Raw genomic sequence first — 13,611 nt, forward strand, 5'->3', positions numbered from 1 at the left:
TGCACAGGATATGTAAGAAATAAAACCTGTCTGAACGCTTGTGTCAAAGCGGATTTCCCGGCATCGTTCAACCACGGCCGGGGAGGGCACAGCAGGGCGCCGCCCCCGAAAAAGGCCGCAACGGCAGGCAGGTCCCGCCGTTGCCAAGGACCACCCAGGGAGGAAAAAAATGCGCAAGATTCTGCTGACGACCGCCGCCGCCGGCCTGGCCGCGACACCCGCGCTGGCCGAGGTTTCCGACGGCAAGGTCAAGATCGGCATCCTGAACGACCAGTCCGGGGTCTATGCCGATTTCGGCGGCAAGAACTCGGTCGAGGCGGCGAAGATGGCGGTCGAGGATTTCGGCGGCAAGGTTCTGGACGCGCCGGTCGAGATCGTCAGCGCCGACCACCAGAACAAGCCCGACATCGCCTCGAACATCGCCCGGCAATGGTATGACACCGAACAGGTGGACAGCATCATGGAGCTGACCACCTCCTCGGTCGGCCTGGCCGTGCAGGCGCTGTCGCAGGAAAAGAAGAAGATCACCATCAACACCGGCGCCGCCACGACCGAACTGACCGGCAAGGCCTGCACGCCCTACGGCTTCCACTGGGCCTATGACACGCATATGCTGGCCGTCGGCACCGGCGGCGCGCTGGTCAAGGAGGGCGGCGACAGCTGGTTCTTCCTGACCGCTGACTATGCCTTCGGCTATTCGCTGGAAGAGCAGACCTCGAACGTGGTCAAGGAACATGGCGGCAACGTGGTCGGCGCCGTGCGCCACCCGCTGGCGACGACCGATTTCTCGTCCTTCCTGCTGCAGGCGCAGTCCTCGGGCGCCAAGGTGATCGGCCTGGCGAACGCCGGTCTCGACACGCAGAACGCCATCAAGCAGGCGGCCGAATTCGGCATCACCCAGGGCGGGCAGAAGCTGGCGGCGCTGCTGTTCTCGATCGCCGAGGTGCACGGCCTCGGCGCCGAGGCGGCGCAGGGCCTGACCCTGACCGAAAGCTTCTACTGGAACCGCGACGCGCAATCGGCCGAGTTCGGCAAGCGCTTCAAGGAACGCACCGGCGTCATGCCGAACATGGTCCATGCCGGCACCTATTCGGCGGTGACGCAATACCTGAAGGCGATCCAGGAGGCCGGCACCGACGAGACCGAGGCCGTCGCCAAGAAGCTGCACGAGATGCCGGTCGACGACATCTTTGCCCAGGGCGGCAAGGTCGGCGCCAACGGCCGGCTGATCAAGGACGCCTATCTGATGGAGGTCAAGGCCCCGGCCGACATCAAGGAGGACTGGGACTATTACACCGTCCTGGCCACCATCCCCGGCGACCAGGCCTTCCTCGATCCGGCCAAGAGCGGCTGCCCGCTGGTCCAGTGATGGCGTCTGCTGCAACGCAGGCCGAGCCGCGGGTGGTCCTTTCCGCCCGCGGCCTGGGCCGGGATTTCGCGGGTTTCACGGCGGTGAACAACGTGGATCTGGACGTGGAGCATGCGCGCATCCACGCCCTGATCGGGCCGAACGGCGCCGGCAAGACCACGGTCTTCAACCTGCTAACCAAGTTCCTGCAACCGACGCGGGGCCGGATCACGCTGCTGGGCCAGGACATCACGCGCACGCCGCCCGACAAGGTGGCGCGGCTGGGGCTGGTGCGCAGCTTCCAGATCTCGGCCGTCTTCCCGCACCTGACCGTGCGCGAGAACGTCAAGGTGGCGCTGCAGCGCCCGGCCGGCCTCGCCACGCAGTTCTGGCTGCCGCTCTCGTCGCTCGACCGGCTGGACGCCCGCGCCGATGCGCTGATCGAGCAGCTGGGCCTGGCGCCCTATCGCGACCACCGCGCCGCCGACCTGTCCTATGGCAGGAAGCGCGTCCTGGAGATCGCCACCACGCTGGCCCTGGACCCCGAGGTGCTGCTTCTGGACGAGCCGATGGCCGGCATGGGCCAGGAGGACGTGCGCATGGTGGCCGAGATCATCCGCGACGTCGCCCGCTCGCGCGCCGTGCTGATGGTGGAACACAACCTCAATGTCGTCGCCGACATCTGCGACCACGTCACCGTGCTGCAACGCGGCGAGATCATCGCGCGGGGCGACTATGCCACCGTCTCGGCCGATCCGCGCGTGCGCACCGCCTATATGGGGTCCGAGGCATGAGCGCGCTTCTGTCCGTCGAGAACCTGCAGGCCTGGTATGGCGAAAGCCACGTCCTGCATGGCGTCACCATGCATGTGAACCAGGGCGAGATGATCTGCATCCTGGGCCGCAACGGCATGGGCAAGACCACCACCCTGCGCACGATCATGGGCATCCTGCGCAAGCGCACCGGCCGGATCGAATTCGCCGGCCAGGACATGATGGGCGTGCCCCTGCACAGGACCGCCCGCGCCGGGCTGGGCTTCATCCCCGAGGAGCGGGGCATCTTCGCCAGCCTCTCGGTCGAGGAGAACCTGATGCTGCCGCCCAAGGTCGCCGAGGGCGGCATGTCGGTCGAGGAGATCTATGCGCTGTTCCCGAACCTGAAGGAACGCCGCTCGAGCCCCGGCACCAAGCTCTCGGGCGGCGAGCAGCAGATGCTGGCGCTGGCCCGCATCCTGCGCACCGGGGCGCGCTGCCTTCTGCTGGACGAGCCGACCGAGGGTCTGGCCCCGGTCATCATCCAGGCCATCGGCGAGGTGCTGGTCAAGCTCAAGGCCCGCGGCATGACCGTGGTGCTGGTCGAGCAGAACTTCCGCTTCGCCGCCAAGGTCGCCGACCGCTTCTATCTGATGGACCACGGCCGCATGACGGCGGAATTCCCCGTGGCCGATCTGCCGCAGCAGATGGACCTGCTGCATCGCGAACTGGGGGTGTGACATGACCATGATCTTCGGCGTGCCGCTCCAGGCCCTGATGGGGCAATTGCTGGTCGGGCTCATCAACGGCTCGTTCTACGCGCTCTTGTCCCTGGGCCTCGCCATCATCTTCGGCCTGCTGCGCGTCATCAACTTCGCGCATGGCGCGCAATACATGCTGGGCGCCTTCGCGGCGCTGCTGCTTCTGAACTGGGGCGGCATCAACTACTGGCTGGCGCTGATCCTGGCGCCGCTGATCGTCGGGCTGCTCGCGGCGCTGGTGGAAAAGACCATGCTGTCGCGGCTCTACAAGCTCGACCACCTCTATGGCCTCTTGTTCACCTTCGGCCTGGCGCTGGCGATCGAGGGCACCTTCCGCTATTTCTTCGGCGCCTCGGGCAAGCCCTATGCCGCGCCGTCGCAGCTGACCGGGGCGGTGAACCTGGGCTTCATGTTCCTGCCGATCTATCGCGGCTGGGTGGTCATCGCCTCGCTCGCGGTCTGCATCGCGGTCTGGCTCCTGATCGAGAAGACCAAGCTCGGTGCCTATCTGCGCGCCGCGACCGAGAACCCGACGCTGGTGCAGGCCTTCGGCGTCAACGTGCCCCTGCTCTTGACGCTGACCTATGCGCTTGGCGCCGGCCTTGCCGGTTTCGCGGGCGTGCTGGCGGCGCCGGTCTATCAGGTCTCGCCCCTGATGGGCACGAACCTGATCATCATCGTCTTCGCCGTGGTGGTGGTCGGCGGCATGGGCTCGATCCTCGGCGCCATCGTCACCGGCTATCTGCTGGGCGTGGTCGAGGGGCTGACCAAAGTCTTCTATCCCGAGGCCTCGAACATCGTGATCTTCGTCATCATGGCGATCGTCCTGATCCTGCGGCCCGCGGGCCTTTTCGGAAAGGAGGCCTGACATGGCCGGCAATCCCGTCCCGACCGAGACCGTCGCCGCCCATCCGCAGGCCGGCCGCATCCAGCTGGCGCTGGTCGCCCTTGCGCTGGTCGCGCTGCTGATCGTGCCGCATGTGCTTTATCCGATCTTCCTGATGAAGCTCCTGTGCTTTGCGCTGTTTGCCTCGGCCTTCAACCTGCTCTTGGGCTATACTGGGCTGCTGAGCTTCGGCCATGCCGCCTTTTTCGGCGGGGCGGCCTATTTCACCGCCCATGCGGTGAAGGAATGGGGCTGGCCGCCCGAGGCCGGCGTGGCTCTGGGCGTCGCCGGCGCCGCGCTTCTGGGCCTGGTGATGGGCGCCATCGCCATCCGCCGCCAGGGCATCTATTTCGCCATGATCACGCTGGCGCTGGCGCAGATGTTCTTCTTCTTCTGCCTGCAGGCCCGCTTCACCCATGGCGAGGACGGCATCCAGTCCGTGCCGCGCGGGCATCTGTTCGGGGTGATCGACCTGAGCCAGACCATGAACATGTATTACTTCGTGCTGGCGGTCTTCGTGATCGGGCTGCTGGTGATCTGGCGCTTCGTGAACTCTCCCTTCGGCATGATCCTGAAGTCGATCCGGGAAAACGAGCAGCGCGCGATCTCGCTGGGCTATTCGGTGGCGCGCTACAAGCTGGGCGCCTTCGTGATGTCGGCGGCGCTGGCCGGGCTTGCCGGCGGCGTCAAGGCGCTGGTCTTCCAGTTCGCCACCCTGACCGACGTGGCCTGGCAGATGTCGGGCGAGGTCATCCTGATGACGCTTCTGGGCGGCATCGGCACGCTCTTCGGCCCCATCGTCGGCGCCGGCCTGGTGGTCAGCCTGCAGAACTACCTCGCCACCTCCGACTTCCCGGTCACCATCATCACCGGCGTCGTCTTCATGATCTGCGTGCTGCTGTTCCGCCGCGGCCTGGTGGGCGAGTTCTTCGCAACGAAAATCGGCCGGAAACTGGGGTTCCGCGCGCAGTCCTGATCCAGCGGCCCCGAGGGGGCCGCACAAGGAGCCTGACATGGAAAGCTACGACTATATCGTCATCGGCGCGGGCAGCGCCGGATGCGTGCTGGCCAATCGCCTCAGCGCCGACCCCGGCGCCCGGGTGCTGCTGCTCGAGGCCGGGGGCCGCGACAACTACCACTGGATCCATATCCCGGTCGGCTATCTCTATTGCATCGGCAACCCGCGCACCGACTGGGGCTTTCGCACCGCCGAGGAACCCGGGCTGAACGGCCGCGCGCTGATGTATCCGCGCGGCCGGGTGCTGGGCGGCTGTTCCTCGATCAACGGCATGATCTACATGCGCGGCCAGGCGGCGGATTACGACCATTGGCGGCAGCTGGGCTGCACCGGCTGGGGCTGGGACGACGTGCTGCCGCTGTTCCGCGCGCAAGAGGATTTCTATCGCGGCGCCGACGACATGCATGGCGCCGGCGGCGAGCTGCGGGTGGAAACCGCCCGCGTCCGCTGGGCCGTGCTGGATGCCTTCATGGCTGCGGCGGAGCAGGCCGGCATCCCGCGCACGCCCGATTTCAACCGCGGCGACAACGAGGGCGGCGGCTATTTCGACGTCACCCAGCGCCGCGGCTGGCGCTGGAGCGCCGCCAAGGCCTTCCTGCGCCCGGTCGCCCATCGCCCGAACCTGCGCATCCTGACCGGCGCCGAGGTCGAGCGGCTGGTGATCGAGGCGGGCGAGGTCCAGGGCGTGCTCTACCACCACCAGGGCCAGCGCATCGAGGCGCGGGCCACGCGCGAAACCGTGCTGGCGGCCGGTGCCATCGGCTCGGTGCAGATCCTCGAACATTCCGGGGTCGGGCGCGGCGACGTGCTGCAAGCCGCCGGCATCACGCCCCTGGCCGAGGTCGACGCCCTGGGCGAGAACCTGCAGGACCACCTGCAACTGCGCATGGTCTACAAGGTCTCGGGCGTGCCGACGCTGAACGAAAAGGCCTCGCGCCTGATGGGCAAGGCGGCGATCGGGCTGGAATACGCGCTGAAACGCTCGGGGCCGATGTCGATGGCGCCCAGCCAGCTGGGCATCTTCACCCGCTCGGGGCCGGACAAGGCGACGGCGGATCTGGAATACCACGTCCAGCCGGTCAGCCTGGACAAGTTCGGCGACCCGGTGCACCCCTTCCCGGCCATGACCGCCAGCGTCTGCAACCTGCGGCCGGAAAGCCGCGGCTCGGTCCATGTCACCGGCCCGGATTTCCGCGCCCATCCGGCGATCCGGCCGAATTACCTGTCGACGCCCGCCGACCGCGAGGTCGCGGCCCGCGCGATCCGGCTGACCCGCAAGATCGCCGCGCAACCGGCCTTCAATCGCTTCAACCCCGAGGAATACCTGCCCGGCAGCGCCTTCCAGACCGAGGAGGACCTGGTCAAGGCCGCCGGCGCCATCGGCACCACGATCTTCCACCCGGTCGGCACCTGCCGCATGGGCGCCGACGATGCGGCGCCGGTCGATGCGCGGCTGCGCTTCCGGGCATTGGGGCGGCTGCGGGTGGCGGATGCCTCGATCATGCCGACCATCACCAGCGGCAACACCAATGCGCCGGTGATGATGATCGCCGAAAAGGCCGCGCGGATGATGCGCGAGGACGCGCGGGGCTGAGCCGGGACGCGCGCGATCGCCGGGACGCCGCCGCGCCGTTGGGCCCCGAGGGGGGCGCTGCCCCCCTCGCGCTTTCCGGGCCCCTCGACGGGGCCCGGAAAGCGGCCCCCGGAGTATTTCCGAAACAGTGAAGGGCCGGTCACTCGGCCGGATGGCGCCGCAAGCCCAGCAGCTGATAGAGCAGCAGCGCCGCGGCGGTCGAGGTGCCGATGCCGCCAAGCGCGAAACCGCCGAAATTCACGGTGAAGTCGCCGCCGCCGAAGATCAGCGCCACGCCGACGGTGAAGAGGTTCCTCGGGTCCGAGAAATCCACCCGGTTGTCGACCCAGATCCGCGCCATGGCCGAGGCGATCAGGCCAAAGACCGACACGGCAAGCCCCGCCAGGACCGGCGCCGGGATGGTCTGCAGGATGGCGCCGAACTTGGGCGACAGGCCCAGCAGGATGGCGATCACCGCCGCCAGCGGAAAGATCAGCGTCGAATAGACCCGTGTCATCGCCATGACGCCGATATTCTCGGCATAGGTGGTGACGCCGGTGCCGCCGCCCATGCCCGCCAGCATGGTGGCCAGCCCGTCGCCCAGGAAGCCCCGGCCGATATAGCGGTCCATGTTCTGCCCGGTAATCGAGCCCAAGGCCTTGATATGGCCAAGGTTCTCGGCCACCAGCACCACGGCGACCGGGGCGATCAGCCCGACGGCGCCCCAGTCGAAGCGCGGCGCGGTGAAATGCGGCACGCCGAACCAGGACGCGGCGGCCACGGCGGCGAAGTCGATGCCCGGCACCAGCCCCAGCCCGTTGCCGCAGATGAGCACCATGAGATAGCCGAAGACCAGCGCCACCAGCACCGCGACCCGGCGAAGCGCCCGTCCGCCATAGACCGAGACCAGCGCCATGCACAGCACCGTCGCCAGCGCGATGCCCAGATGCGCGAAGCTGCCGGCCAGCTGCTTGACCGCGACCGGCGCCAGGTTCAGCCCGATCGCCATGCCGATGGCGCCGGTGACGGCGGGCGGCATCAGCTTCTCGACCCAAGCGGCGCCGATGGCCATGACCAGGAGCCCGATCAGCGCATAGAGCGCGCCGGCGGCGATGATGCCGCCAAGCGCCGTGGCCACGTTCGGGTTCGGCCCGCCGCCGGCAAAACCGGTCGCCGCCATGATGACGGCGATGAAGGCGAAGGAGCTGCCGAGATAGCTTGGCACCCGCCCGCCGGTGATGACGAAGAACAGAAGCGTGCCGATGCCGGAAAAGAACACCGCCACGTTCGGGTCGAAGCCCATGATCAGCGGCGCCAGGATGGTCGAGCCGGACATGGCCAGCAGGTGCTGCAGGCTCATCGGCAGGGCCGCGGCCAGCGGCAGTTTCTCGTCCGGCAGGACGGTGGCGCCGGTCGCGCGGCGCCATTGCGGGAAATAGCCCATCTCGTCTCTCGGGGTCAGGGGTTGCGTCGCCCCCCTCATGCGCGGCTTTGCCGGAAAACGCCAGAGCCGCGCAGCCGCTTCAGTTCCGGGTGGAATCGCCGTGATGTTCGGCCAGGTCCTCGATATGGCTCATGTCGCCCGGGACGTGGTGGCGCGTGCTGCGGTTCCAGACATAGGTCGCCGCCCACAGCACCACGCCGATGCCCAGAAGCCAGCCCGCGACCTTGTACTGGTCCATCTGCGCCGCGCTGCGCGCCCAGGGCCCGGCCAGGAAGGCGCAGGTCGCGGCGCCGATCCAGGGCAGGGCGCGCGGCGCACGGAAATGCGCGTGCCCGACCTGCTGCCGCCGCAGGACCAGCAGCGCGATATTGACCACGGTAAAGACGCAGAGCAGCAGCAGCGCCGTGGTCCCGCCCAGAAGGCTGACCGCCGGCAGGTCCGAGCGCGTGACCACGAACCAGATCAGCCCGAAGGCCAGGGCCGTGGTGAAGATGATCGCGACCCAGGGCGTCCGGCGTTGGCGGTGCACCAGCCCCAGCGCATGCGGCAGCACGCCCTGCCGCGCCAGCCCGTAAAGCAGCCGGCTCGCCATCAGCATGTTGATCAGCGCCGAGTTCGCCACCGCGAACATGCCGATGAAGGGAAAGATCTTGTCAAAGGGGAAATTCGGCGCCCCCGCCCGCACCACCTGGGTCAGGGCCGAGCCCTTGTCCGGGTCCGACAGGTTGCCGACCGGCACCAGCGCCACGGCGCAGATCGCCACCAGCACATAGATCACCCCGGTGATGGCAAGCCCGGTCAGCATGATGCGCGGAAAGATCCGCACCGGGTCCTTGACCTCTTCGGCCATGTTCACCGAATCCTCGAAGCCGACCATGGCGAAGAACGCCAGCGCCGTCGCCGCGGTCAGCGACAGGAACCAGCCCTTCTCGGCCGAGGACTGGAAGATCATCACCTCGGTGAAATCCGCCCTGCCCTGCGCCATGGCGTAAAAGCCGATGAAGATCACCATCAAAAGGCCCGACAGCTCGACGCAGGTCAGCACCACATTGGCCTTGACGCTTTCGCCGACGCCGCGGAAGTTGATCGCCGCGACCAGCGCCATGAACCCCAGCGCCAACACCAGGATGCCCGCGCTGCCCTTCTGGAAGCCCAGGCCGAAGCCGTCGTTCAGAAAGCCCGCGAAGGCGTTCGAGGCCGTCGAGGCCGAGGTGATCCCCGAGCACATGACGGTGAAGGCCACCAGGAAGGTCAGGAAATGGATGCCGAAGGCGCGATGCGTGTAAAGCGCCGCGCCGGCGGCCTGGGGATAGCGCGTCACCAGCTCCATATAGGACATGGCGGTGATGGTGGCGACGGCGAAGGCCACCAGGAAAGGCGCCCAGGCGGCGCCCCCCACCTCGCCCGCGACGGTGCCGGTCAAGGCATAGACCCCGGTGCCCAGGATGTCGCCGACGATGAACAGCAACAACAGCTTCGGGCCCATGACCCGTTTCAATTCGGTCTGGTGCGGCGATGCTGCCGCGGAACTCGCACCTGCGCTCATTATCGTCTCCCTGAACATGTTTTGACTATGGGGTCAGGGTGGGCCGGTTGCGGCCACAGGGCAAGCGCCGCGTGCTATTCGGGCACGGGAATGCCGGTTTCCTTCAGGCAGCGCAGCGCGAAACAGGACCGCGAGTTGCGGATGCCGGGGATGCGGAACAGCCGCTTGCGCAGGAAATCCTCGTAGCCGCGCGTGCCGTTCACCGCCACCTTCAGGATATAGTCGTATTCGCCCGAGACCAGCCAGACCTCGATCACCTCGGACAGCTCGACGATCTGGCGGCCGAAGTTTTCCAGCACGTGCTCGTCATGGCGGTCCAGCACCACCTCGACCAGCACGGTTTCGGGCACGCGCAGCCGGTCGCGGTCCAGGATGGCGGCATAGCCCTTGATATAGCCCTCGGATTCCAGCCGCCGCGTGCGCTGCCAGCAGGGGCTGGGCGACAATCCGACCCGCTCGGCCAGCTGGGTGTTCGACAGCCGGCCGTCGCGGCTGAGCTCGCGCAGGATTCGGCGGTCGATGGCATCCAGGTCAAGCTCGGCAGAAACGTCCGTCATTTTCACCAATCGCAGAATTTCCTTTTCAACTATCGCCTATAGGGAAAAAATTGGAAAGGAAATTTTTGAATCCTCGGGCTATCCTGTTCCTGTATGGGCCAGGGAGGGGCAAATGCGGCAGAGAGAATCCACCAGCGCAACCCACGCGGGAAAGGACCGGCCATGAGCGACGACGGCCTGCCCCCGCTCAGCCTGACCGTGCCGGAGCCCGAGGTGCGCCCCGGCGGCCAGCCCGATTTCTCGCATGTCGCGATCCCGCGCGCTGGCACCGTGCGCCGCCCGGACGTGGACGCCGATCCCGAATCGATCCGCGACCTCGCCTTCACCATCATCCGCGTGCTGAACCGCGAGGGCGAGGCCGTCGGCCCCTGGGCCGAGGCGCTGGACCTGACGCCCGAGGACCTGCTTGCCGGCCTGCGCCACATGATGACACTGCGCATCTATGACGCGCGCATGCTGAACGCGCAACGCCAGCAAAAGACCAGCTTCTACATGCAGCACCTGGGCGAGGAAGCCATTTCCTGCGGCTTCCAGCGTGCGCTTGCGCCGGGCGACATGAACTTCCCGACCTATCGCCAGGCCGGCCTGTTGATCGCGGCCGGCTATCCGCTGAGTTCCATGATGAACCAGGTGTTCTCCAACGCCGACGACCCGATGCGCGGCCGGCAATTGCCGGTCTGCTATTCCTCGCGCGAGCATGGTTTCTTCACCATCTCGGGCAACCTGGCGACGCAATATATCCAGGCGGTGGGCTGGGCCATGGCCTCGGCGATCTCGGGCGACCGCCAGATCTCGGCGGCCTGGATCGGCGACGGCTCGACGGCGGAAAGCGACTTTCACGCCGCGCTGGTCTTCGCCTCGACCTACAAGGCGCCGGTGGTGCTGAACGTGGTCAACAACCAGTGGGCGATCTCGACCTTCCAGGGCATCGCGCGCGGCGGCTCGGGCACCTTCGCGGCGCGCGGCCTGGGCTTCGGCATCCCCTCGCTGCGGGTGGACGGCAACGACTATCTCGCGGTGATGGCGGTGGCGAAATGGGCGGCAGAGCGCGCCCGGCGCAACCTCGGCCCGACGATGATCGAATATGTCACCTATCGCGCCGGGGGGCATTCCACCTCGGACGATCCTTCTGCCTATCGCCCGGCCGAAGAAAGCAATGCCTGGCCCTTGGGCGACCCGATCCTGCGGTTGAAGAACCACCTGATCGCGCTTGGCGCCTGGTCCGAGGAACGCCACGCCCAGGCCGAGGCCGAGATCCTGGCCACCATCAGCACCGAGCAGAAGCAGGCCGAGGCGATCGGCACGCTGCACCAGGGCCAGCACCCCAGCAAGGCCGACATGTTCGAGGACGTCTATGCCGAAATGCCGCCGCATCTTCTGAAGCAACGTCACGAGGCGGGGTTCTGACATGGCACGCATGACGATGATCGAGGCCATCCGCGACGCGCTGGACGTGGCCATGGGCGCCGACCCGACCGTGGTCGTCTTCGGCGAGGACGTGGGCTATTTCGGCGGCGTCTTCCGCTGCACCGCCGGCTTGCAGGCGAAATACGGCAAGACCCGCTGCTTCGACACGCCGATCAACGAATCCGGCATCGTCGGCGCCGGCATCGGCATGGCCGCCTATGGGCTGAAGCCGGTGGTCGAGATCCAGTTCGCCGACTACGTCTATCCGGCCTATGACCAGATCGTGTCCGAGGCGGCGCGGCTGCGCTATCGCTCGGCCGGGCAGTTCACCTGCCCGATGGTGGTGCGCATGCCCACCGGCGGCGGCATCTTCGGCGGCCAGACCCACAGCCAGTCGCCCGAGGCGCTGTTCACCCATGTCACGGGGCTCAAGACCGTGGTGCCCTCGAACCCGCAGGACGCCAAGGGGCTGCTGATGTCGGCCATCGAGGACCCGGACCCGGTGATCTTCCTCGAGCCGAAGCGGCTCTATAACGGCCCCTTCGACGGCCATCACGACCGCCCGGTCACCGCCTGGAAGACGCACGAGCTGGGCGAGGTGCCCGAGGGGCATTATACCGTGCCGCTGGGCAAGGCCGTCGTGCGCCGTCCGGGCCAGGCCGCGACGATCCTGACCTATGGCACCATGGTCCATGTCGCGCTGGCGGCAGCGGCCGAGTCGGGCGTCGATGCCGAGGTGATCGACCTGCGCACCCTGCTGCCGCTGGACATGGAAACCATCACGGCCTCGGTCAACAAGACCGGCCGCTGCCTGGTGCTGCACGAGGCGACGCTGACCTCGGGCTTTGGCGCCGAGCTGGCGGCGCTGGTGCAGGCGGAATGCTTCTGGCATCTCGAGGCGCCGATCCGGCGGGTGGCGGGCTGGGACACGCCCTATCCGCATACGCATGAATGGAGCTATTTCCCCGGCCCCGCACGGGTGGCCGAGGCGCTGCGTCAACTGGTCGAGGTGGCCTGACATGGGTATCCACGCAATCCGCATGCCCGACATCGGCGAAGGCATCGCCGAGGCCGAGATCGCCGAATGGCTGGTCAAGCCCGGCGACGTCCTGCGCGAGGACGACCCGATGGTCGCGGTGATGACCGACAAGGCCACGGTGGAAATCCCCTCGCCCGTCACCGGCACCGTGGTCTGGCAGGCCGGCGCGCCGGGCGAGATCATCGCCGTCGGCGCCGAGCTGATCCGGCTGGAGGTGGACGGGCCGGGCAATGTCGCCGGCGACGCCCCGGCCGCACCATCGCGCCAGGCCGAAACCGCGCCGGCCCCCGAACCCGCCCACGAACCGCCCCCCCACGAACCGGCTGCGGCCCAGCCCAAGGCCGAACCGGAACCCGAGCCGCCACCCGCCAGGCCCGTGCCACCCGCCACCACCACCACCGCACCGCTGCGCGCCGAGGGCGAAAAGCCCATCGCCTCGCCCTCGGTCCGGGCGCGGGCGCGCGAGGCGGGCGTGGATCTGCGCCTGGTGCGCGGCTCGGGACCGGCGGGCCGCATCGGGCACGAGGATCTCGACGCCTTCATCGCCTCGGGCGGCATTCCGGCACCCTCGGGCCCGCAACCCGACACCTCGGTCGAGGAGATCCGCGTCATCGGCCTGCGCCGCAAGATCGCCGAGCGCATGGAGGCCGCCAACCGCGTCCCCCAGATCACCATCGTCGAGGAGGTGGACGCGACCGCGCTGGAGGATCTGCGCGCCCGCATGAACGCCCACGGCAGGGGCCCCAAGCTGAACCCCCTGGCTTTCATCGCCCGCAGCGTCGTGCGCGCCGTGCATGAACAGCCGATCCTGAACGCGCATTACGACGCCGAGGCCGGGCTGATCCGCCGCTTCGGCGCCGTGCACCTGGGCATCGCCGCGCAGACGCCCTCGGGCCTGATGGTCCCGGTCCTGCGCCATGCCGAGGCGCTGGACCTGCGCACCACCGCCGCGGAAATCGCCCGCATCGGCGCCGCCGCCAAGGAGGGCACGGCGAAACGCGACGAGCTTTCCGGCTCGACCATCACCATCACCTCGCTGGGCCCCTTGGGCGCCATCGCCTCGACCCCGATCCTGAACGTGCCCGAGGTCGCCATCGTCGGCATCAACCGGCTGGCGGTGCGGCCGCATTGGAACGGCGCCGCCTTCGAGCCGCGCAAGATGATGAACCTGTCCTGCAGCTTCGACCATCGCGTCGTCGACGGCTGGGACGCCGCCACCTTCGTGGCGCGGCTGAAAGAGCTGCTGGAGACCCCGGCGCTGATCTTCGTGGAGGGCTGAG

Annotated in this window: 12 protein-coding genes; 9 read left to right on the forward strand and 3 right to left on the reverse strand. The window is 67.9% G+C overall.

The window, feature by feature from the left end:
* The first annotated feature begins 169 nt into the window (after nt 1–169).
* The 6 genes from E3D03_RS09970 to E3D03_RS09995 are packed head-to-tail and all read left to right on the forward strand — an operon-like array spanning nt 170 to nt 6,359.
* On the forward strand, nt 170–1,369 hold the full coding sequence (locus E3D03_RS09970) for an ABC transporter substrate-binding protein (RefSeq protein ID WP_263566831.1): 1,200 nt from the start codon (nt 170–172) through the stop codon (nt 1,367–1,369).
* On the forward strand, nt 1,369–2,142 hold the full coding sequence (locus tag E3D03_RS09975) for an ABC transporter ATP-binding protein (protein ID WP_263566832.1): 774 nt from the start codon (nt 1,369–1,371) through the stop codon (nt 2,140–2,142). Before E3D03_RS09970 ends, E3D03_RS09975 begins: the two co-directional genes overlap by 1 nt.
* A complete protein-coding gene (locus E3D03_RS09980; RefSeq protein WP_263566833.1) occupies nt 2,139–2,840 on the forward strand; it encodes an ABC transporter ATP-binding protein in 702 nt (233 codons plus the stop codon). The genes E3D03_RS09975 and E3D03_RS09980 overlap by 4 nt, the downstream gene beginning before the upstream one ends.
* 1 nt (nt 2,841) lies before the next feature.
* Nucleotides 2,842–3,729 (forward strand): branched-chain amino acid ABC transporter permease, encoded by an 888-nt coding sequence (locus E3D03_RS09985; RefSeq protein ID WP_062563841.1) that lies wholly within the window; start codon nt 2,842–2,844, stop codon nt 3,727–3,729.
* Between the two features lies 1 nt (nt 3,730).
* The gene (locus tag E3D03_RS09990) at nt 3,731–4,723 is read left to right on the forward strand and encodes a branched-chain amino acid ABC transporter permease (protein WP_263566834.1); all 993 of its coding nucleotides are present in this window, start codon (nt 3,731–3,733) and stop codon (nt 4,721–4,723) included.
* A gap of 37 nt (nt 4,724–4,760) precedes the next feature.
* Nucleotides 4,761–6,359, forward strand: a complete 1,599-nt coding sequence (locus E3D03_RS09995; RefSeq protein ID WP_263566835.1) for a GMC family oxidoreductase — start codon at nt 4,761–4,763, stop codon at nt 6,357–6,359.
* 139 nt (nt 6,360–6,498) lie between these two features.
* Here E3D03_RS09995 and E3D03_RS10000 read toward each other — a convergent pair whose 3' ends face one another.
* The 3 genes from E3D03_RS10000 to E3D03_RS10010 form a co-directional block, all read right to left on the reverse strand.
* Nucleotides 6,499–7,821 (reverse strand): uracil-xanthine permease family protein, encoded by a 1,323-nt coding sequence (locus E3D03_RS10000; protein WP_263566836.1) that lies wholly within the window; start codon nt 7,819–7,821, stop codon nt 6,499–6,501.
* Between the two features lie 40 nt (nt 7,822–7,861).
* On the reverse strand, nt 7,862–9,328 hold the full coding sequence (locus tag E3D03_RS10005) for an APC family permease (RefSeq protein WP_062563838.1): 1,467 nt from the start codon (nt 9,326–9,328) through the stop codon (nt 7,862–7,864).
* A 74-nt stretch (nt 9,329–9,402) separates the two neighbouring features.
* Nucleotides 9,403–9,885, reverse strand: coding sequence for an Lrp/AsnC family transcriptional regulator (locus E3D03_RS10010; protein ID WP_062563837.1), 483 nt, complete (start codon nt 9,883–9,885; stop codon nt 9,403–9,405).
* 162 nt (nt 9,886–10,047) lie between these two features.
* Here E3D03_RS10010 and E3D03_RS10015 point away from each other — a divergent pair, with 162 nt between their 5' ends.
* From E3D03_RS10015 to E3D03_RS10025, 3 genes are read left to right on the forward strand one after another with little or no spacing between them, the layout of a single operon-like run.
* The gene (locus E3D03_RS10015) at nt 10,048–11,292 is read left to right on the forward strand and encodes a 3-methyl-2-oxobutanoate dehydrogenase (2-methylpropanoyl-transferring) subunit alpha (protein WP_263566837.1); all 1,245 of its coding nucleotides are present in this window, start codon (nt 10,048–10,050) and stop codon (nt 11,290–11,292) included.
* Nucleotide 11,293: 1 nt separating this feature from the next.
* A complete protein-coding gene (locus tag E3D03_RS10020; protein WP_263566838.1) occupies nt 11,294–12,310 on the forward strand; it encodes an alpha-ketoacid dehydrogenase subunit beta in 1,017 nt (338 codons plus the stop codon).
* A gap of 1 nt (nt 12,311) precedes the next feature.
* Nucleotides 12,312–13,610, forward strand: a complete 1,299-nt coding sequence (locus E3D03_RS10025) for a dihydrolipoamide acetyltransferase family protein (protein ID WP_263566839.1) — start codon at nt 12,312–12,314, stop codon at nt 13,608–13,610.
* The last annotated feature ends 1 nt before the right edge of the window (nt 13,611 follow it).

The organism is Paracoccus sp. DMF (genome assembly GCF_004407025.1).
Taxonomy (GTDB): Bacteria; Pseudomonadota; Alphaproteobacteria; order Rhodobacterales; family Rhodobacteraceae; genus Paracoccus; species Paracoccus aminovorans_B.

Bases quoted from the DNA above. Each gene is read 5' to 3' on its own strand.
- E3D03_RS10010 (WP_062563837.1), bottom strand. From the start codon at position 9,885: ATGACGGACGTTTCTGCCGAGCTTGACCTGGATGCCATCGACCGCCGA.
- E3D03_RS09990 (WP_263566834.1), top strand. From the start codon at position 3,731: ATGGCCGGCAATCCCGTCCCGACCGAGACCGTCGCCGCCCATCCGCAG.
- E3D03_RS09970 (WP_263566831.1), top strand. From the start codon at position 170: ATGCGCAAGATTCTGCTGACGACCGCCGCCGCCGGCCTGGCCGCGACA.
- E3D03_RS09985 (WP_062563841.1), top strand. From the start codon at position 2,842: ATGACCATGATCTTCGGCGTGCCGCTCCAGGCCCTGATGGGGCAATTG.
- E3D03_RS10005 (WP_062563838.1), bottom strand. From the start codon at position 9,328: ATGAGCGCAGGTGCGAGTTCCGCGGCAGCATCGCCGCACCAGACCGAA.
- E3D03_RS09995 (WP_263566835.1), top strand. From the start codon at position 4,761: ATGGAAAGCTACGACTATATCGTCATCGGCGCGGGCAGCGCCGGATGC.
- E3D03_RS10020 (WP_263566838.1), top strand. From the start codon at position 11,294: ATGGCACGCATGACGATGATCGAGGCCATCCGCGACGCGCTGGACGTG.
- E3D03_RS10000 (WP_263566836.1), bottom strand. From the start codon at position 7,821: ATGAGGGGGGCGACGCAACCCCTGACCCCGAGAGACGAGATGGGCTAT.
- E3D03_RS09980 (WP_263566833.1), top strand. From the start codon at position 2,139: ATGAGCGCGCTTCTGTCCGTCGAGAACCTGCAGGCCTGGTATGGCGAA.
- E3D03_RS10025 (WP_263566839.1), top strand. From the start codon at position 12,312: ATGGGTATCCACGCAATCCGCATGCCCGACATCGGCGAAGGCATCGCC.
- E3D03_RS09975 (WP_263566832.1), top strand. From the start codon at position 1,369: ATGGCGTCTGCTGCAACGCAGGCCGAGCCGCGGGTGGTCCTTTCCGCC.
- E3D03_RS10015 (WP_263566837.1), top strand. From the start codon at position 10,048: ATGAGCGACGACGGCCTGCCCCCGCTCAGCCTGACCGTGCCGGAGCCC.